20 protein-coding genes are annotated in these 18,615 nt (G+C 70.8%); 7 read left to right on the plus strand and 13 right to left on the minus strand.

What is annotated here, in order from left to right:
• Positions 1-110 precede the first annotated feature (110 nt).
• The 3 genes from ACZ4V6_RS32535 to ACZ4V6_RS32545 all read right to left on the minus strand — a co-directional run bounded on the left by ACZ4V6_RS32535 (position 111) and on the right by ACZ4V6_RS32545 (position 2,904).
• The gene (locus ACZ4V6_RS32535; RefSeq protein ID WP_467834325.1) at positions 111-389 is read right to left on the minus strand and encodes a DUF397 domain-containing protein; all 279 of its coding nucleotides are present in this window, start codon (positions 387-389) and stop codon (positions 111-113) included.
• Between the two features lie 155 nt (positions 390-544).
• A complete protein-coding gene (mqnP, locus tag ACZ4V6_RS32540) occupies positions 545-1,450 on the minus strand; it encodes a menaquinone biosynthesis prenyltransferase MqnP (protein ID WP_467834326.1) in 906 nt (301 codons plus the stop codon).
• A complete protein-coding gene (locus ACZ4V6_RS32545) occupies positions 1,447-2,904 on the minus strand; it encodes a menaquinone biosynthesis decarboxylase (RefSeq protein ID WP_467834328.1) in 1,458 nt (485 codons plus the stop codon). The genes mqnP and ACZ4V6_RS32545 overlap by 4 nt, the downstream gene beginning before the upstream one ends.
• Before the next feature lie 87 nt (positions 2,905-2,991).
• On the opposite strand from ACZ4V6_RS32545, the gene ACZ4V6_RS32550 reads away from it, so the two are divergent.
• A complete protein-coding gene (locus ACZ4V6_RS32550; protein ID WP_467834330.1) occupies positions 2,992-3,315 on the plus strand; it encodes a PLD nuclease N-terminal domain-containing protein in 324 nt (107 codons plus the stop codon).
• Position 3,316: 1 nt separating this feature from the next.
• Here ACZ4V6_RS32550 and ACZ4V6_RS32555 read toward each other — a convergent pair whose 3' ends face one another.
• On the minus strand, positions 3,317-3,619 hold the full coding sequence (locus ACZ4V6_RS32555; protein WP_467834331.1) for a hypothetical protein: 303 nt from the start codon (positions 3,617-3,619) through the stop codon (positions 3,317-3,319).
• 127 nt (positions 3,620-3,746) lie between these two features.
• Positions 3,747-4,271 (minus strand): LppU/SCO3897 family protein, encoded by a 525-nt coding sequence (locus ACZ4V6_RS32560; protein ID WP_467834333.1) that lies wholly within the window; start codon positions 4,269-4,271, stop codon positions 3,747-3,749.
• A 136-nt stretch (positions 4,272-4,407) separates the two neighbouring features.
• Between ACZ4V6_RS32560 and ACZ4V6_RS32565 the strand changes: the two genes are divergently transcribed.
• Positions 4,408-5,007, plus strand: a complete 600-nt coding sequence (locus ACZ4V6_RS32565; protein ID WP_467834334.1) for a TetR/AcrR family transcriptional regulator — start codon at positions 4,408-4,410, stop codon at positions 5,005-5,007.
• Between the two features lie 285 nt (positions 5,008-5,292).
• Here the strand turns inward: ACZ4V6_RS32565 and ccsB are convergent, their stop codons facing one another.
• The 7 genes from ccsB to hemL form a co-directional block, all read right to left on the minus strand.
• Positions 5,293-6,432 (minus strand): c-type cytochrome biogenesis protein CcsB, encoded by a 1,140-nt coding sequence (ccsB, locus tag ACZ4V6_RS32570; protein ID WP_467834336.1) that lies wholly within the window; start codon positions 6,430-6,432, stop codon positions 5,293-5,295.
• Positions 6,429-8,150 (minus strand): cytochrome c biogenesis protein ResB, encoded by a 1,722-nt coding sequence (gene resB / locus ACZ4V6_RS32575; protein ID WP_467834337.1) that lies wholly within the window; start codon positions 8,148-8,150, stop codon positions 6,429-6,431. The genes ccsB and resB overlap by 4 nt, the downstream gene beginning before the upstream one ends.
• 4 nt (positions 8,151-8,154) lie before the next feature.
• A complete protein-coding gene (locus ACZ4V6_RS32580) occupies positions 8,155-8,925 on the minus strand; it encodes a cytochrome c biogenesis CcdA family protein (protein WP_467834339.1) in 771 nt (256 codons plus the stop codon).
• 1 nt (position 8,926) lies between these two features.
• A complete protein-coding gene (locus tag ACZ4V6_RS32585) occupies positions 8,927-9,568 on the minus strand; it encodes a TlpA family protein disulfide reductase (RefSeq protein WP_467834340.1) in 642 nt (213 codons plus the stop codon).
• Between the two features lie 66 nt (positions 9,569-9,634).
• Positions 9,635-10,930: a polysaccharide deacetylase family protein gene (locus ACZ4V6_RS32590; RefSeq protein WP_467834342.1), complete on the minus strand. Its 1,296-nt coding sequence runs from the start codon at positions 10,928-10,930 to the stop codon at positions 9,635-9,637.
• Positions 10,931-11,067: 137 nt separating this feature from the next.
• Entirely contained in the window at positions 11,068-11,715 is a 648-nt protein-coding gene (locus tag ACZ4V6_RS32595) for a histidine phosphatase family protein (RefSeq protein ID WP_467834357.1), read from the minus strand.
• A gap of 53 nt (positions 11,716-11,768) precedes the next feature.
• Positions 11,769-13,085: a glutamate-1-semialdehyde 2,1-aminomutase gene (gene hemL, locus ACZ4V6_RS32600; RefSeq protein ID WP_467834344.1), complete on the minus strand. Its 1,317-nt coding sequence runs from the start codon at positions 13,083-13,085 to the stop codon at positions 11,769-11,771.
• Positions 13,086-13,389: 304 nt separating this feature from the next.
• Between hemL and ACZ4V6_RS32605 the strand changes: the two genes are divergently transcribed.
• The gene (locus ACZ4V6_RS32605) at positions 13,390-14,016 is read left to right on the plus strand and encodes a hypothetical protein (protein WP_467834345.1); all 627 of its coding nucleotides are present in this window, start codon (positions 13,390-13,392) and stop codon (positions 14,014-14,016) included.
• A gap of 446 nt (positions 14,017-14,462) precedes the next feature.
• Here ACZ4V6_RS32605 and ACZ4V6_RS32610 read toward each other — a convergent pair whose 3' ends face one another.
• Positions 14,463-14,867, minus strand: a complete 405-nt coding sequence (locus ACZ4V6_RS32610; RefSeq protein ID WP_467834346.1) for a RidA family protein — start codon at positions 14,865-14,867, stop codon at positions 14,463-14,465.
• Positions 14,868-15,398: 531 nt separating this feature from the next.
• Here ACZ4V6_RS32610 and ACZ4V6_RS32615 point away from each other — a divergent pair.
• The 4 genes from ACZ4V6_RS32615 to ACZ4V6_RS32630 all read left to right on the plus strand — a co-directional run bounded on the left by ACZ4V6_RS32615 (position 15,399) and on the right by ACZ4V6_RS32630 (position 18,514).
• A complete protein-coding gene (locus ACZ4V6_RS32615) occupies positions 15,399-16,598 on the plus strand; it encodes a hypothetical protein (RefSeq protein ID WP_467834348.1) in 1,200 nt (399 codons plus the stop codon).
• An 8-nt stretch (positions 16,599-16,606) separates the two neighbouring features.
• Positions 16,607-17,194: a hemerythrin domain-containing protein gene (locus tag ACZ4V6_RS32620; RefSeq protein WP_467834349.1), complete on the plus strand. Its 588-nt coding sequence runs from the start codon at positions 16,607-16,609 to the stop codon at positions 17,192-17,194.
• A 121-nt stretch (positions 17,195-17,315) separates the two neighbouring features.
• Positions 17,316-17,717: a DUF6153 family protein gene (locus ACZ4V6_RS32625; protein WP_467834351.1), complete on the plus strand. Its 402-nt coding sequence runs from the start codon at positions 17,316-17,318 to the stop codon at positions 17,715-17,717.
• A 137-nt stretch (positions 17,718-17,854) separates the two neighbouring features.
• On the plus strand, positions 17,855-18,514 hold the full coding sequence (locus ACZ4V6_RS32630; protein ID WP_467834353.1) for a DUF305 domain-containing protein: 660 nt from the start codon (positions 17,855-17,857) through the stop codon (positions 18,512-18,514).
• Positions 18,515-18,615: the final 101 nt, after the last annotated feature.

Genomic DNA, 18,615 nt, shown 5'->3' on the forward strand with positions numbered 1-18,615 from the left:
CGGACGCGACCACTCCGGTCAACAGGCAGTACCCCACCACGCCGGTGTCCCTGCCCGTCGAACACGCCTGCCGTTCGCTGCCCATAGCCCGTCCCGTTGTGTGGTCCGAGTCAATCATCGCTTCGCCCGGTGCGGCCCCGGGCCGAGAACCACGAGAGCGCGGCCCGCCATGCGTCGGGTACGAAGGTCAGCACCAAGCCGTCCGGGCACTTGGAGTCCCTTATGCGTATCTCATCCGGGAGGACGGCGACCTCGCAACATTGATCATCCGAGTTGTTGCCACCGCTGCTGTAGGTGCTCTTCCGCCAGACAACCGCGCTCTGGTCCTCGGCCAAAGCCGCCCCCTTCACACATCGCACCGGGCTGCCGCGTCCCGCCGGCAAGTGCACTTCGCCGGACCTGCGCCACCTGGCAGCCCCCGTCCCCGTGAACGCCAGGCGCGACCGAAGAACGCCGCACGTCAACGAAGGCTTACCCGTTGCCCTGCCACTTCAACAGTCGCTCCTCGGCCATGGACGAGGCGCACCGGGGCGCACGAAAGCACTCAGACGGTCAGCCCACGCACCAGCAGATCCAGCAGAGCGCACACGAACAACGCGATGCCGATGAAGCCGTTGACGCTGAAGAACGCCCTGTTCAGGCGGGACAGGTCGTGCGGCCGGACGATCGTGTGCTCGTAGACGAAGGCGCCCGCGACGATCAGCAGGCCGAGCCAGAAGAAGGCACCGGCGCCGGTGGCGACGGCGTACCAGGCGAACAGGGCCGTGGTGACCGTGTGGCAGGCGCGGGCGCCCCAGATGGCCGCCGGGACGCCGAAGCGGGCCGGGACCGACTTCACGCCGACCTGCCGGTCGGTCTCGACGTCCTGGCAGGCGTAGATCAGGTCGAAGCCGCCGATCCAGACGCCGACCGCGAGGCCGAGGATCACGGCCTCCCAGGACCACTCGCCGCTGATCGCCAGCCAGCCGCCGACCGGGCCCATGGCCTGCGCGAGCCCGAGGATGGCCTGCGGGAAGTTCGTGAACCGCTTGCCGTACGGGTAGACCACCATCGGGATCACCGCGACGGGCGCGAGGGCGAGGCAGAGCGGGTTGAGCAGGGCCGCGGCGCCCAGGAAGACGACGAGGGCGACGAGCGCGCCGGTCCAGGCGTGCTTGACCGACATCGCGCCGGTGACCAGCTCGCGGTGGGCGGTGCGCGGGTTACGGGCGTCGATCTCGCGGTCGATGATCCGGTTGACGGCCATCGCGAAGGTGCGCAGGCCGACCATGGCGACGGTGACCAGGAGCAGCCGGCCCCAGTGGATGTTCTCGTCCCACTCGTACATCGCGGTCAGGGCGGCGATGTAGGCGAAGGGCAGCGCGAAGACCGAGTGCTCGATCATCACCAGGCGCAGGAACGCCTTGGTGCGCCCCGGCTGCTGCGGCAGCGCGGCGGAAGCCGACGTCACAGTCCGTACTCCTTCCAGCGGCGGTCGACCTTCGCCGCCGTATCCGGGTCGGACAGCACCATGTCCGGCCAGCCCCCGTCCCGCGTGTACCCCTCCTCGGGCAGCTTCCTCGTCGCGTCGATGCCCGCCTTGCCGCCCCAGAACTGCTGGTAGGAGGCGTGGTCGAGGTGGTCGACCGGTCCCTCGACGACCGTGAGGTCACGGGCGTAGTCGGTGTTGCCGAGCGCGCGCCAGGCGACCTCGTGCAGGTCGTGGACGTCGCAGTCGGCGTCGACGACCACGATCAGCTTGGTCAGGGACATCATGTGCGCACCCCAGATGGCGTGCATCACCTTCTGGGCGTGTTTGGGGTACTTCTTGTCGATGGACACGATCGCACAGTTGTGGAAGCCGCCCGCCTCGGGGAGGTGGTAGTCCACGATGTCCGGGACGATGATCTTGAGGAGCGGGAGGAAGAAACGCTCCGTCGCCCGCCCCAGCGGGCCGTCCTCCGTCGGCGGGCGGCCGACGACGATCGACTGGAGCAGCGGGCGCCTCCGCATCGTCACGCAGTCGATCTTCAGTGCCGGAAAGGGTTCCTGCGGCGTGTAGAAGCCGGTGTGGTCGCCGAAGGGGCCCTCGGGCAGCATCTCGCCGGGTTCCAGCCACCCCTCCAGCACGACCTCGGCGTTGGCCGGGACCTGGAGCGGCACGGTCTTGCAGTCGACCATCTCGATCCGCTTGCCCTGCACGAAGCCGGCGAAGAGGTACTCGTCGATGTCGCCGGGGAGGGGGGCGGTGGAGGCGTAGGTGACGGCGGGCGGGCAGCCGAAGGCGATGGCGACGGGCAGGCGCTCGCCGCGCCGGGCCGCCACCTGGTAGTGGTTCCGGCTGTCCTTGTGGATCTGCCAGTGCATGCCGATGGTGCGCTTGTCGTGGCGCTGGAGCCGGTACAGGCCCAGGTTGCGGATGCCCGTCTCGGGGTCCTTGGTGTGGGTGAGCCCCAGGTTGAAGAAGGAGCCGCCGTCGTCGGGCCACGTGAACAGGGCGGGCAGCCGCTCCAGGTCCACGTCGTCGCCGTGCAGGACGACCTCCTGCACGGGCGCGCCGTCGCCCTTCACCTTCTTCGGCGGCACGTGCGCCATCGCGCCGAGCTTCCCGAACGCCTCGCGCATCCCGACGAAGCCCTGCGGCAGCTCCGGCTTCAGCAGCCCGCCGATCTTGTCGGAGATGTCGCTGTACGCCTTCAGGCCGAGGGCCTTGAGCAGGCGCCGGTCGGTGCCGAAGACGTTCATCGCGAGGGGCATGTCGGAGCCCTTCACGTTCTCGAAGAGCAGGGCGGGGCCGCCGGCCTTGTTCACCCGGTCGACGATCTCCCCGACCTCCAGGTACGGGTCCACCTCGGCCTTGATGCGCTTGAGGTCGCCCTCGCGCTCCAGCGCCCTGAGCAGGGAGCGAAGATCGTCGTAAGCCATGGGGTCCAGTATCCCCGAGCGGTTAGGCTGGCCCTGTACCTGGGGGCGGTGACGCGTCCCCGCCCACCGCTTGAGCTGGAGAGGCCCATGCTCCGGGTGCTGATGTTCCTCGTGCCACTGGCGTTGAGCGTCTACGCGTTCATCGACTGCATCAGCACGAAGGACGACGACATCCGCCACATGCCCAAGCCGCTGTGGGCCGTCCTCGTGCTGCTGTTCCCGCTGGTCGGGTCGATCTCCTGGATCATCGCGGGCAAGAAGCGGCACCTCGCCGGCGCGGGGCCCCTGCAGGGTGGCGGGCAGCGGCGGTGGGTCGCGCCCGACGACAACCCCGACTTCCTGAAGTCCCTCGGCGAGGACCGGGACAAGGACGTGGACGGCGACAAGGACGAGGATCCCCGGCGGGACTGAGTCACGCCCTGCTCCGACGCCGGGACGCGGCGCCGGACTCGCAGGGCCGTGCGGAGACACCGCCTCCGAAGGCCGGGCCGAGGCAGCCGCCGCCGAAGACGCTCGTGAGGGTGGAGACCGAGCCGGGGCGCCACAGGCGCGAACCACCGACCCCGTCGCAGTCGCCGGTGGCCACGGTCCCGCCGATCACCTTCGCGCTCGGACAGGCACCGGCGGACCGGTTCACGACCTCGGCGGTGCCGTCGCCCGCGCTCCGGAACGTCCAGGACGCCGCCGCGCCCTGCTGCCCCCTCTCCCCGTTCACCGGCCGGTCCTGTCCGGACCCGCGGCCGTGCGCTCCCCCCGGGCCGCACGGACGGACCGGGTCCGGACAGGCATCCCAGTCTGTACCATCACCGCCCCGGATTGGAAGAACTTTCTAGAAAGCCATTTCAGGTGCGTGCGTACGAGCCGAGCCCGATCAGGCAGTACACGTACTCGTTGATCGCCGCGCCGCCGAGGGCGTGGCGGCAGGAGAACGCGTACTCGGTGCGCGAGTCGCTGTCGCACCGGCTCAGGTCGGACGTCATGGGGAAGGTCCGGATCACCTGGTGGTGGGCGTCGGACGCCGAGCAGTCGACCTCCTCCACGTCGCCGGCCTCCCGCGTGGTCGTGGAGTCCGGCAGCCCCCCGTCGAGGCAGGTGCCCGAGTCGTACGGGTCGGGGGCGGCGGCGCTCTCGGTGGCGTACGGATCGCCGTCGGCGCAGGGGTCGCCGGTGTACGGGTCCTCGCCGGCCGGATCCTCGGTGTACGGGTCCTCCGTGGCGGTCTCGTAGGGCGCGGAGCCGACGGGCGGGGCGGCGTCCGGCGCATCGTTGTCGATGCTGCCGCAGCCGGTGACCGACAAGGCGAGCACCGCGGCCGCGACGGCGACCGCCGGCGCCCCCGCCCGGGCGCGCATCCCTGGTGCAGACATGCGCACAGTGTGTGCCGACAGGCCAAAGACTGGAGTAGATTTCTAGAAAATCTCTCTAGAAAATCACCTGGGTCACTACGACCGGAACGTTGCTTTACGCTGGTCGCCACGGTCCCCGGGAAAGAACGGTCGCCCCATGAGTCCCAAGCAACAACGTGGTGAGGCCACCGTCGAGCTGCTCCTCGACGCCGCCCTGCGGGTGTACGGCGAAGCGGGCGAGCAGGGGCTGACCGTCAGCGCCGTGACCAAGGCCAGCGGCGTGAGCCTGGGCAGCCTCTACCACCACTTCGGCAGCATCGACGGCCTCGTCGACGCGCTGCTGATGCGGTGGCTGGAACGGCTGCTGGGCGAGATGGTCACCGCGCTGGAACGCTCCCGCACCGCCCGGACCGGCGTCCGCGCCGTCGTGCGGGCCTACCTGTCCTTCGTCCGGGAGCACCCGGAGGCGGGCCGGCTCCTGCACTCGTCCCACGCCGACCGCCTCGGCATGGCCCAGGCCAAGCAGCTGCGCGACACCCAGGAGGCCAGACTGACGCCGCTGGCCGACTGGCTGCAGCGGTACGTCGACAAGGGAGAGCTCGCCCCCCTGTCCCCGGCGCTCATCGAGACGCTCGTCCTCGGCCCCGTCACCGGCGCGTCCCGCCGCTGGCTGACCGTCGGCGACATCGACCTGGACGAGGCCGCGCGCGTCCTGCCGGAACGCATCTGGCGGTCGGTGAGCGCCGGCGGGGAGTGAGCGGCGGGCGGTGTGCCGTTCAGGCGTCCGGGCGGATGATCCGGCCGGTCGGGGCAGCCGGTGTCCGGCGCGGCACCGATACGGGCCGTGCCCTCCTCGAAGCGGGCGGCCGGGCCCTTGCCCCCGGGGGTGCCGGCGCGCACCGAAGAGGGCCGGATCGTCGCGGGCGGCCTGGCCCCGGCACGACCGGAGTACGCGTGCTGGAGGGACCGCCGTGGCGCGAAGGCCGGTTTCCGTGACCCGGGTCACGGAAACCGGCCTTCGCGATGCTCGCGGTACTCCGGGTCAGAAGCCCACGGACTGCAGTGCGCCCAGGCCGACGTCGGCGTAGGAGTGCTTGCCGGAGACGAAGATGTTCACGCCGTAGTAGTTGAACAGCCAGCAGGCGAACGCGCCCAGGGCCAGGTAGGCGGCCTTGCGGCCCTTCCAGCCGGCCGTCGCGCGGGCGTGCAGGTAACCGGCGTAGGCGACCCAGGTGATGAAGGACCAGACCTCCTTGGGGTCCCAGCCCCAGTAGCGGCCCCAGGCGTCGCCCGCCCAGATGGCGCCCGCGATGATCGTGAACGTCCACAGCGGGAAGACGGCGGCGTTGACGCGGTAGGCGAACTTGTCGAGGGAGGCGGCGGCGGGCAGCCGGTCCAGCACGGAGCCGGCGAAGCGGCCGGGGGTGCCGCCGGTGGCGAGCTTGTTCTCGAACGAGTCCTTGAACAGGTACAGGACCGCGGCGACCGCGCCGACGTAGAAGACCGCGCCGCAGAAGATCGCCGTGGAGACGTGGATGTACAGCCAGTACGAGTGCAGCGCCGGGACGAGCTGGTCGCTCGCGGTGTAGAGGACCGTGACGGCGAGGCCGAGGTCCAGCAGGACCGTGGTGCTCAGGAACAGGCCGAGCCACCGGACGTTCTTCTTCAGCGCGAGCAGCAGGAGGTACACGCCGACGGCGACCGTCGTGAACGTGATGTTGAACTCGTACATGTTGCCCCACGGCGCCCGCTTCACCGACAGGGCGCGCGTGAGCACACCGCCGGCCTCGATGGCGAAGGCGAGCACGGTGAGCGAGATGGCGATCCGACCGTAGAGGTCGCCCTTCACCGTGCCGCCGTGGGCGCCCGGCCCGTCGGGCACGTCACGGGAGCCGGAGGCGGCCCGCACGACCACCGTCGGCCGCTCCAGTACGGCGGTGCCGCCGTTCTTCCTCGCGGTGACGACCGGCGCGCCCTTCGCCTCGCTCGTGGCCGTGAGCGCGGCGGCGGTACGGCCGACCTTGCTGCGGCTGCCGAAGAGCCACTCGGCGATGTGGGCGAAGAAGGCCAGGGTGTAGACGGCCATCGCGGAGTAGATCAGCGTGTTGCTGAGGTTCGCGAGATGCTCGTTGGTGGCGGTGGCCAACTCCGTTGCGGCCTCTGTTGCGGCGGCGAGAGTCACTTCTCAGCCCCTTCGGCAGGTACGACTCGGGGATCGGTGGTTTCGGAATCGGCGTCCGGGACACCGGGCGCCTGTTCGTACAGGACCCCGGCCAGGTCGCCCAGTTCCTCGGGCACCTTCGCGGACTCGCTGCGGCCGAGGCCGGCCATCTCCACGACCGTGACGCCGTCGGCGCCCTTGACGGCCCGCACCCACACGCGGCGGCGCTGGATGAACAGGGAGCCGGCCAGGCCGAGGATGGCGACGACGGAACCGGCGAGCGCCCAGCCGCTGGCGGGCTGCCGGGTGATCTGGAAGTTGGCCCATTCCTGGACGCCGTCGAAGGTCACCGTGCCGGCGCCGTTCGGCAGGGTCATGGTCTCGCCGACCTTGAGCTGCTTCTTGAACAGCTCGCCGTCGGAGTCCTTGAACTCCTTCAGCTTGGTCTTGTCGAGCTGGTAGATGCTCTTCGGGAAGCCCGCGTCGACGCCGAGGTCGCCGTGGTAGGCGGAGAGCGCGAGCATCGGGTTGAGCAGCGCCGGGAAGGTCGAGAACATCGCGCTGCCCTTGCCGGCGTACGTCGGCAGGAAGAACGCGTTGAAGCCGAGCTGCTCCTTGACGCCCTCGGCGTTGCGGTAGCCGTCCCGGACCATGACGGCGCCGGAGGAGGTGACGTTGGAGTCCAGCGGCAGCAGCGCCGTCGCCTCGCGGTCCATGACGACGTTGCCCCTGGCGTCCCTGACGGTGAGGACGGGCGCGTAGCCGTGGGCGGTGAGGTAGACCTTCGAGCCGTCGATCTCCAGCGGCTCGTTCACCTTGATGGTGGTCGGCTTGTCCTCGCCGTAGGCGCCCTCGCTGTAGGTGACCTTGGCCTCGTAGACGCGCGGGGTGCCGCGGTTGGGGCCGGTCGCCTCGTAGGTGCCGTGGAAGTCCTTCAGCGTGAAGCTGAAGGGGGCCAGGTCGTGGTCCGGGTCGAACAGGTTGCCGGACTTGAAGTCGTCGTACTGCGTGAGGGTGTTGGAGAAGCCGTCGCCCTCCAGGATCAGCTTGTTGCCCTCGTACTTGAACAGCTGGCCCCAGGCGAAGGCGATCAGCATCACGATCAGCGCGATGTGGAAGGCGAGGTTGCCGGCCTCGCGCAGGTAGCCCTTCTCGCCGGCGACGGCGTCACCGACGGTGTGGGCGCGGAAGCGGCGCTTCCTCAGCAGCGCCAGAGCGGCCTCGCGGACCTCCTCGGGCTCGGCCCCGGTGCGCCAGGTGGTGTGGGCGGGCAGCCGGGTCAGGTGCCGGGGGGCGCCGGGCGGACGTCCGCGCAGCTGGCCGACGAACTGCCAGGTGCGCGGGACGATGCAGCCGATGAGGGAGACGAACAGCAGGATGTAGATCGCGGAGAACCACACCGAGCTGTAGACGTGGAAGAGGCCGAGCCTGTCGTAGAGCGGGGCCAGCACGTCGTGCTTCTCGCGGAAGTCGTCGACCTTGGTGGCGTCGATGCCCTCCTGCGGGATCAGCGACCCGGGGATCGCGCCCAGCGACAGCAGCAGGAGCAGCAGGAGCGCCACCCGCATCGAGGTGAGCTGCCGCCAGAACCAGCGGCCCCAGCCGACGACGCCGAGGGCGGGGAGGTTCGGTGCCTCCTCCTGGGGGGCGGTGGAGAGCTGGGAGCCGGCGGCGCCGAGGTCCGGGTCGTCGTCGGCCCCCGGGGTCTTCCCCGGCACCGTTTTCGAAGTGCTGCTCATCGATTCAGATTCCCACGTTGAAGCCGGTGGACCAGGTCTGCATGTCCTGCACCATGCTGTCCCACGCGCCCGTCAGCAGCAGCAGACCGGTCGCGATCATCATGACGCCGCCGACGCGCATCACCCATACGTAGTGGCGCTTGACCCAGCCGAAGGCGCCGAGCGCCTTGCGGAAGGCGACCGCGGCCAGGACGAACGGCACGCCGAGGCCGAGGCAGTAGGCCACGGTCAGCACGGCGCCGCGGCCGGCGGTGCCCTGCTGGGAGGAGAGCACCAGCACCGAGGAGAGGGTCGGGCCGATGCAGGGCGTCCAGCCGATGCCGAACAGGGCTCCCAGCACGGGCGCGCCGACCAGTCCGCTCACGGGCTTGCGGTGGAAGCGGAACTCGCGCTGGGTGAGCCAGGGCATCAGGCCCATGAAGAAGACGCCCATGAGCACCATGAAGACGCCCAGCACCTTGGTCAGGACGCCCCGGTTGGCCTGGAGCGTCTCGCCGAAGTAGCCGAACAGCGCTCCGCCGGAGACGAACACGGCGGTGAAGCCGAGGACGAAGAGGGAGGCGCCGGCGACCATCCGGCCGCGCCGGGCCTCGGCGAGGTCGGTGCCGGTGACCCCGGTCACGTAGGAGAGGTAACCGGGGACGAGCGGCAGGACGCAGGGCGAGAAGAACGAGACGAGGCCGCCGAGGAGCGCGACGGGGAGGGCGACCAGCAGGGCGCCGTCGAGCACAGTGCCGTTGTAGCCGTCCGCAGCGAGCGTGGACATCGCGGTCACGTCACTTCTCCGGCTTCTCCGCGAGGACCGGCGCGAGCATCTTGCGCAGCTTCTCCTCGCTGAGCCCCTGGAGGCTGCGCGCGGCGACCTTCCCGTCCCGGTCGATGACGAGCGTGGACGGGATGGCCTGCGGGTTGAGGGTGCCCTTCTCGAACCGGAGCATCATCTTGCCGGTGGGGTCGTACAGGCTCGGGTACGTGATCCCGTAGTCCTCCTCGAAGGCACGGGCCGGACCGACGGACGGGTCACGGGTGTTGATGCCGACGAACTGGACGCCCTGGTCCTTGGTGTCCCGGTAGACCGTCTCCAGGTTCTTGGCCTCGGCACGGCAGGGCCCGCACCACGAGCCCCACACGTTGATGACGACGATCTTGCCCTTGTAGTCGGCGACGTCGACCTGTCCGCCGTCGACGGTCTTGCCGGACAGTTCGGGGGCGTCCGCCCGCTCACCCTTCTTCGCGGTGGAGATGCCGTCCGAGCCGGTGATGAAGCCGGTCTGGCCGCCACCGCCGGACGTCCCTCCCGAGCTGCACGCGGACACGAGCAGTGCGGCCACGGCTGCGCCGGTGGCCAGGGCGGCGCGACGGCGGACGCGGGCGGCGGTGCGGTTCGAGCGCAGGGGGGCGCGGCTGGCGGCACTCATGTGAAAAGTTTCGCATGTCCGTTCCGGGGATCTTGCGCACCCCCCTCACGGACGGAAACCCGCATTTCAGGCGGCGTTCCCGGTGGGTGCCGAGCCCGTGGCGGAGGCGTTGCCGCGGAGGGCGTTCCAGCCTCCGGCGGGCCGCTGCCCCACCTCGATCGCGCGGAGCCCGGCGAGCACCTCGGGCTTCTGCACGTCCAGCCAGTCGGTGAACTGGCGGAAGGAGACGAGGCGTATGTCCCCGCCCTTCTCCCTCTCCCGCGCGATGTGCTTCAAGGTGTTCTCGACGGCGTCCATGTAGATGCCGCCGTTCCACTCCTCGAAGTGGTTGCCGATGAAGAAGGGCGCCCGGTTCGACTCGTACGCCCGCTCGAAGCCTGATATGTACGCCCGGGTGGCCTGGTCGCGCCAGCCCGGGTAGTTGTGGGCGGGGGCCTTGGTCGAGTTGATCGACTGGTTGGCGAGGATGTTGTAGTCCATCGAGAGGACCTCGAAGGAGTGGCCGGGGAACGGTATCTGCTGCAACGGCAGGTCCCAGATCCCGTCCTTCTTCACCGGCCACACCTGCCGGCCGCCGGGCGAGGAGGCGTCGTAGCGCCAGCCGAGCTCGCGGGCGGTGGGCAGCAGGTTGTCCTGGCCGAGCAGACAGGGCGTGCGGCCGCCGACGAGTTCCTTGTCGTAGTCGAAGGGCAGCGACGGCAGGTCGGTCCAGCCGGTGTTGGTCCGCCACTCCTTCACGAACGACCTGGCCTGGTCGATCTCGCTGCGCCACTGCGCCGGGGTCCAGTTGCCGACCGAGCCGCCGCCCCCGCAGAAGTGGCCGTTGAAGTGGGTGCCGATCTCGTGGCCGTCCAGCCAGGCCCGGCGGACGTTCTCCAGCGTCTCCTTGATGTGGGCGTCGGTGAGGTAGCCGATGTCCGAGGCGCCGCGCGGGTTGTTCGGCGGGTCGTAGAGGCGCTTCTTCGACTCGGGCAGCAGGTACAGCCCCGAGAGGAAGAAGGTCATGTGCGCGCCGTGCTCCCGGGCGAGGTCGAGGAAGCGCGGGAAGAGCCCGTTGCCGACCTCTCCCGCGCCGTCCCAGGAGAAGACGACGAACTGCGGCGGGGTCTCGCCCGGTTCCAGCGGCACGGGCGCGTCCGGCTGGTGCGGCTGCCTGCCGGTGTACGACGTGGAGCCGTCGCCGATGGGACGGGCGGCCGGTGCCGTGCCGCCGGACGGCGAGGGCCGCCCGGCGGGACCGCCGGCCTGGTGCGAGCCGTCCGGCGTGTGGGAGCCGCAGCCCGCGAGACCGACGGCGGCCGCGGCGCCCGCGCCGAGTCCGAGCATCCCCCTGCGGGTGAGAGTGCGGGTGGAAGTGCGCATCGCAACCTCGTTCGTCACGTCCTTGGGTGGTCACTGGGTGAGAGGACGTGACGAACGGGCGGGTTCCGGATGTTTGTGCGGATTCCGTAACGAGGTTCGCGAACGGCGGCCCGCCGCCGCCGGCGGTTGCGTGACCGTCAGGCCCCGAAAGCCTTGCCCTGCCCCTTCACCGGCCTGGCCCCCGCGAGGAGGTGGGCCGGGACGAGGTCACGGGCGGGCTCCGTGTAGCCGACGGACACGATCCGGTCGCCCTGGAACGTGAACGTCGTCAGGGACGCCAGGGTGCACTGCCGCTTGCGCGGGTCGTGCCACAGCCGCCGCCGCTCGACGTACGACCGCAGGATCCAGATCGGCAGCTGGTGGCTGACGACGACGGCCTCGTGCCCGCGCGCCTTGTCCTTGGCGGCGTTCAGCGCGCCCATCATCCGCACCACCTGGTCGACGTACGGCTCGCCCCAGGACGGCTTGAACGGGTTGACGACGTGCTTCCAGTTGGCGGGCCGGCGCAGCGCGCCGTCGCCGATGCCGAAGGTCTTGCCCTGGAAGACGTTGTCGGCCTCGATGAGCCGCTCGTCGGTGTCCAGGTCCAGGCCGTGCGCCTTGGCGATCGGCGTCGCCGTCTCCTGCGCCCGCTCCAGCGGGGAGGCCACGACGTACGTCACGTCGCGCGGGGCGAGGTGCTCGGCGACCCGGTCGGCCATGCGCCGGCCCAGGTCGGAGAGGTGGTAGCCGGGCAGCCGGCCGTAGAGCACGCCGGTCGGGTTCTCGACCTCGCCGTGCCGCATCACGTGGACGACGGTCAGGTCGTCCTTCTTGTCCCCGGTCTTGTCCCCGGCGCTCACGCGGTCGCCTCCGCAGCCGCGCGGGCCGCCGCCGGAAGGGCGTCGGCGATGCGCTGGACGGCCCGCTCGTCGTGGGCGGTGGACACGAACCAGGACTCGAAGGAGGACGGCGGCAGGTAGACGCCGTTCGCGAGCAGCGAGTGGAAGAAGGCGGTGAAGCGGAAGGACTCCTGCGCCTTGGCGTCCTCGTAGTTCCTGACCGGCCGGTCGGTGAAGAAGACGGAGAACATGTTGGAGGCGGTCTGCAGCGTGTGCGCGACGCCCTCCTTGGCCAGCGCCTCGGTGACCAGGCCCTGGATCTGCTCCGACACCGCGTCGACCTTGGCGTAGGCCGCGTCGTCGAGGAGCCGGAGCTGGGCGAGACCGGCGGCGGTGGCGACCGGGTTCCCGGACAGGGTGCCGGCCTGGTAGACGGGGCCCGCCGGGGCGAGGTGCGCCATGACGTCCGCGCGCCCGCCGAACGCGGCGGCGGGGAACCCGCCGCCCATGACCTTGCCGAAGGTCATCAGGTCGGGGACGACGCCCTCGACGCCGTACCAGCCGGCCCTGCTGGTGCGGAAGCCGGTCATCACCTCGTCGGAGACGAACAGCGCGCCGTTCGCGGCGCAGGCGTCCTTGAGCCCCTGGTTGAAGCCGGGCAGCGGCGGGACGACGCCCATGTTGCCGGGCGACGCCTCGGTGATCACACAGGCGATCTCGCCGGGGTGGGCGGCGAAGGCGGCGTGCACGGCGTCGAGGTCGTTGTACGGCAGCACGATCGTGTCGCTCGCCTGGGCGCCGGTGACACCGGGGGTGTCGGGGAGCGCGAAGGTGGCGACGCCGGAACCGGCGGCGGCGAGGAGGGAGTCGACGTGACCGTGGTAACACCCGGCGAACTTGATCACCTTGGTGCGCCGCGTGAACCCGCGGGCGAGCCGGATGGCCGACATGGTCGCCTCGGTCCCGCTGGACACGAGCCGCACCTGCTCCAGCGGCGCGACCCGCTCGACCATCGCCTCCGCGAGGGCGACCTCGCCCTCGGCGGGCGTGCCGAACGACGTCCCGCGCGCGACCGCCTCCTGCACGGCGGCGATCACCTCGGGGTGCGCGTGCCCGAGGATCATCGGGCCCCAGGAGCAGACGAGGTCGACGTACTCCCGCCCGTCCGCGTCCGTCAGGTACGGCCCGGTGCCCGACACCATGAACCGGGGCGTGCCGCCGACGGCGCGGAACGCCCTCACCGGGGAGTTCACACCACCCGGCGTGACGGCCGCCGCGCGGTCGAACAGAGCCTGCGAGGCCGGTGCTTCGTATGGATATGCCAGTTCGCTCATGACCTGCGACTTCTCCGACCTTCTCGACCTTCTCCGACTTCTCGGACACCGGTTGCCCAGAGTGACCTCATTCAGGGTAGACAACCCGCCCGAACGCCGTGTCGTCTGCCAGACTGGAGCCCGTCCACGCAGCTCACGCGGGCGGCGCGGACAGGGGCCGCCGGCCCTGCGGGCATATGACGGCCGTATGACGGCCATATGTTCACCGCACGTTTCGGCGGGCGGCCGTGGGGGAGGTCACTGACACGATGATCGGGTTGCGCGGCGGGGGTCACGCGTCCTAGAAAAGCAGTCGGGTGGAGATATGCATCGCGGTGGCGGACTGGGCGAGGGGACCGACGACCTGGGTCCTCGACGTGCCCGGCGGGGAAGGCACCGGCGCGAGGCGGCGGAATCGACCGAAGCACGCCAGGCGCACGGACCCCCGGGCGAGCCCGACCGGCTCGACGCGCGGGCCGGCCGGCTGGGGGCGGGGAGCGGGAATGGTGGTCGGGTGGGGGTGACGTACAAGTACTTCGGCGCGCCCGACGGCGCGACCGCGGCCCGCGTCCCGATCTCGATGCGTCCCGAGGAGCTGGGCGGCGACGAGCTCGGGATGAACGGCATGTTCACCAAGATCAAGCCGGAGACCATGGCGGCCATGGTCCTCACCGGCATCGAGGGCGTGCCCCTGCACAAGGTGCCCCCGCTGGAACTGGTCGTCCTGCACCCCGACTACGCGGTCGTGAAGCTCCCGATGACCGTCGTCGACCCCCTGCGCGGCGTCGGCGAGGAGGCGGTCGGCGCGGCGGCCTTCATCTGGTCGACGGTCCCGGACCGGGGCGGCCCGCGGAACGCGTTCGACGTGTACCAGCTGCTGCACGAGTGGCAGGACTTCAGCCACCGGCTGCACGAGGCGGGGCACCAGCCGTACTGCCTGGTGTGGCCCTGAGCCGGGGTTTCGTGAGCGTCGGGCGGGGTCTTTCGGGCCTCGCCCTTTTCCGTGCCGGAGAGGGGCCGTCAGGCGGCCGGGGCACCGCGCGGGCGCCTTGGTTCCGCCGGGGTGCCGATGCGCCCCGGCGGGCGGACGACTCCGCTCGCCGCCTCGTGGGTGGTGACCGCCGTCGCGGCCGTCACCGTCCCGGCCGGCCCCGTGCCCCGCGTTCGGCGGACGGCCCGACCGCGTTCCGTGGGCGAAGTCGCCTGCTCCGGGCGGGCCACGCCGCCGCGGGGGGAGACAAACGCGTGGCCGCCCGTCGGGTTCACCTGTCCTGGTGATCCCGAACGGACGGCCGTGATCCGCGGGTCCGTCGAGCGGACCGCGGCCGAGGTCACCTCTCGAGCCCTCGAAAGACAGCCCTGAGTTGCATCGACGAAGGGACCGTGCCCGCCTCCCGCCTACGGCTTCACGTCGAGACGCACGAGCGCGCCGATCTCCACGAGTTGGTCCGGCAGCGCCAAGTCGGAAATGCCCATGACCGTGCTGGCGGGCCGGTGCTCCCCGAAGTACTCGGCATGGAGGCGAGCCATCGTGTCGAAGTTCTCCCGCAGATTCCTCACCAGCACAGTGGTCTCCACTATCTGGCCCCGCTCGGCCTCGAACCGCCCCAGCACCAGGTCCAGGTTCTCCAGCGTGGTCCGGACCTGCAGCGCGAAATCGCCCGCACCCACGAAGTCGCCGTGACGGTCATGGGAGAGCTGCCCCGACACGTGGACCGTGTCACCGACCTGGACGGCCTGGCTGTACCCGTACGACGACTCCCATGGCATACCGAAACCGAAGGCCTTCGCCTGAGAACTCATGACTCACTCCCTTTGAACCGCACACGGCGCCGTCATTCACAAACAGGCCTCTTTCGCGCAGACGCTACAGATCCGGCCCCATGACGTTTACCTGAAAGCGAAGTCGAACTGTCCTGCGCGCGCACGGATTTCGTCGCAGAGAGCTCTTCGGGAACGGACGCCGGCCGGTGAACCGGTCGGCGTCCCGCGACGCGCGAGACTCCTGTGCCCTTGAAAAGGGGATCGGCTTTCCCCACTCGAAAGCCCAAGCCTTCTCGGCTTTCCATCCGGCCGAAGCCGGCCTGCCGCACACCCTGGTCGAGCGGGTGCCCGTGCCCGTCGCCGCCCATGCGGGTGACCACCGCCGCGACCCCGCCCCCGGGCGTCTCCGCCCGGGCCTGAGCCGTACGGGGGAACCATGCGGACCGGGGACGCGAGCAGTGGATCAAAAGCACCCAAGGTGAACAGACTGGGGCGCACGTCCGTGCTCGTCGCCCGAAGCGGGGTACCCCGGCGGCGCGCGAGTCCCCCTCGTCCCCAGGAGGCACCCCCATGACCTTCAATCCGCTGGAGCAGCGGGGCATCCCGCTGGACCGTCAGGTGCGCAACTGGCGCGAGCTGAACGTGGATCCGATCGACCCGGACCACTGCGACCCGTACACCCGCTGCCGGATCATCACGATGAACGGGATCGAGGTGGAGGCGATCCTGTTCAGCCACCAGCTCGCCCGCCACACGGTCGACCCGGAGATCAAGCGGCAGCTGGCGCGGGTGCGCTACATCGAGGCGCAGCAGCAGAAGGCCGTGAACTGGCTGCTCCCGGGAGTGTCGTCGGTGCTGGAGACGACCATCGCCTACGAGCAGGTCGCGGTGGACCTGACGGCGTGGGTGGCGCGGATGGAGCCGGACCCGTACCTGAAGCAGGCGTACCAGTTCGGTGTGCTGGAGGACTTCGACCACCTGTACCGGTACGCGAACCTGTACGAGATGATCGAGCACCGCAAGGCGGAGTCGATCGTGGACGGCCTGACCGAGGTCATGCCGGGCCGGCCCACGCGGTACCACCACCGGGACGCGTACGACAACGTCCGCGACCCGTACGACAGGGACCGGACCGACCCGCTGTCGAAGCTGCACGCGCTGACGATCATGTCGGCCGAGCAGCAGACCATGAACTTCTACATGAACACCGGCCCCACCTACATGGAGCCGATCGCCCGCCGGCTCTACCAGGAGATCGGGCTGATCGAGGAGGAGCACGTCACCCACTACGAGTCCCTCGTGGACCCGGGTGAGACGTGGTGGGAGCAGCTGGTCAACCACGAGTACAACGAGTGCTACCTCTACCACTCCTTCATGGAGCAGGAGAGCGACCCCAGGGTGAAGGCCATCTGGGAGCTGCACCTGAACATGGAGCTGGAGCACCTCCACGCCGCCTGCGACCTCATGCGGCGACACGACGGCCGCGACCCCGCCTCCGTGCTGGCCCCCGAGCTGCCCAACGTGCTCACCTTCGAGCCGAACAAGCAGTACCTGCGCGAGCTGCTGGACACCCAGATGGACCTGACCACGCTCGGTGCCGGTTACGTGCGGGAGGCGCACGAGCGGTTCGAGAAGATGCAGGAGCAGATCCACGGCGGCGAGGCACCGCCGAGCGACCAGGTCATGGCGGAGCACGACGCGATGTTCGGCCGCGAGTACCGGGTGCAGTCCGAGGGCGAGCACCCCGACCCCGCTCAGCGCGAGAAGTGAGGGGCGAGATGTCCGAGCTGCACACCCCGCAGGCCGGGGACGACCACGCCGAGGACGACGACGTCGTCTCCCTGCTCATGCGCCAGCACGGCGACATCCGCAACCTCTTCGACGAGGTCGAGGCCACCAAGGGCGAGGAGCGCCGGGACGCCTTCCGCCGCCTGGTGCGGCTGCTCGCCGTGCACGAGACGGCGGAGGAGGAGGTCGTCCACCCCTTCTCCCGGAAGGGCTTCCCCGGCGGCGAGCAGGTCGTGGAGGAACGCCTCGCCGAGGAGAAGGCGGCCAAGGAGACGCTGGCCGCCCTCGACGAGATGGACACCGACGACCCGAAGTTCATGCCCCAGCTGCTCAAGCTGCGCAAGGACGTCCAGGAGCACGCCCGGGCCGAGGAACGCTACGAGTTCACCCACATCCGCCGCAGCACCGACGCCGCCAACCTCGCCGCGATGGCCAAGGCCATCAAGGCCGCCGAGGCGATGGCGCCCACCCGGCCCCACCCGGGCGTCGAGTCCGGGGCGAAGAACATGGCCCTCGGCCCCGTCGCCGCCCTCATGGACCGCACCAAGGACGCCGTGCGCAAGGCCATGGGCAAGTAGGTCCGGCAGCGAGCCGCGGTCCGGCCGGGCGCGCTGCCCGGCCGGACCGCGTGCCCGGTGGCCGGTGCCCGGTGCGCGGGCCGGCAGGCCGCTGTGGCGGGGTGTCCGTACGATGGGGCGCGTGTCCAGGAGCACCCGATCAAGCAGCCGCCCGGCCGGGCGGCTGTTCGTGCTGCTGGTGATGGCGGTGCTGGCCGGTGTGCTCGGCATGCACGGCCTGGCCCCCGGGGTGGCGCCGACGGCCCACTCGGCCGCCGGCCACGGGACGGTGGCGGCAGCGGCGCACGGCATGCCGCACGCGGGCGGGGCCTGCGCGCACACGGACGGCGGACCGGGCCACCTCGATCACGCCGACGGGACGTGCGCGGCTGCCGGGACCGGTTCGGCCTACGCACCGCCCGCGCTGACCGGCGCCCCGCTGGACACGCCCCCGGCCCCCGCGCCGGCCGCGGTGTTCCCGGGGGCGTCCCACGACGGGCGGTCACCGCCCGACCTCTCCGAGCTCCAGCTCCTGCGGATATAGAGCGGCCCGCCCGGCACCCCGCGCCCGGTGGTCCCGGTGATCACCGGTGGCCTCCGTGACGGGTGCCGTGGTCCCGCACGCCCTCCATCCGTTCCACCGCGCGCCGCGAACGGCGCGCGTGAAGGAGTCGTACCACCATGAACCGCAAGCGTTCCCTCGTCCGCCGCAGTGCCGCCCTCGTCGCCGCCGGTGCGGCGGCGCTCGTCCTGGCCGCCTGTGGCGGTGACGGCGACGGCGACGGCCCGGCCGGACACGGCGGCCACGACGCCGCCTCCTCCGCACCGGCCTCCGCCTCCGCCTCCGCCCCGCAGGGGCAGCACAACGCCGCCGACGTGGCCTTCGCGAAGGGCATGATCCCCCACCACCGCCAGGCCGTCGAGATGGCCGGCCTCGCGCCCGGCCGGGCCCGGTCCGCCGAGGTGAAGAAGCTCGCCGCGGACATCGAGAAGGCCCAGGACCCGGAGATCAGGACCCTGTCCGGCTGGCTCGCCTCCTGGGGCGAGGAGGTGCCCGCCGAGGGCGCCATGGACCACTCCGCGCACGGCACGGCGGGTACGGGCGGCATGGGCGGCATGATGACGGCCGAGGACATGACCGAGCTCGAGAAGTCCTCGGGCGCGGCGTTCGACACCGCCTTCATGAAGATGATGATCAGGCACCACGAGGGCGCGGTCGACATGGCGAGGACCGAGCAGGCCGACGGCGCCTACGGACCCGCCACGAAGATGGCCGCGGAGATCATCACCTCGCAGAGCGCGGAGATCGAGCGGATGAACGAGCTGCTCGGCGAGGACTGACCGCGTCGCCCCGGCTTCCTCTCCCCCTCCCGCGACCCCCGTGTCCCCCACCTCCCCGCGTCGGCCGGGCGGTCGCCGCGAACTCTTGGCGATATACCCCC

This window comes from Streptomyces sp. NPDC029152 (assembly GCF_055564355.1).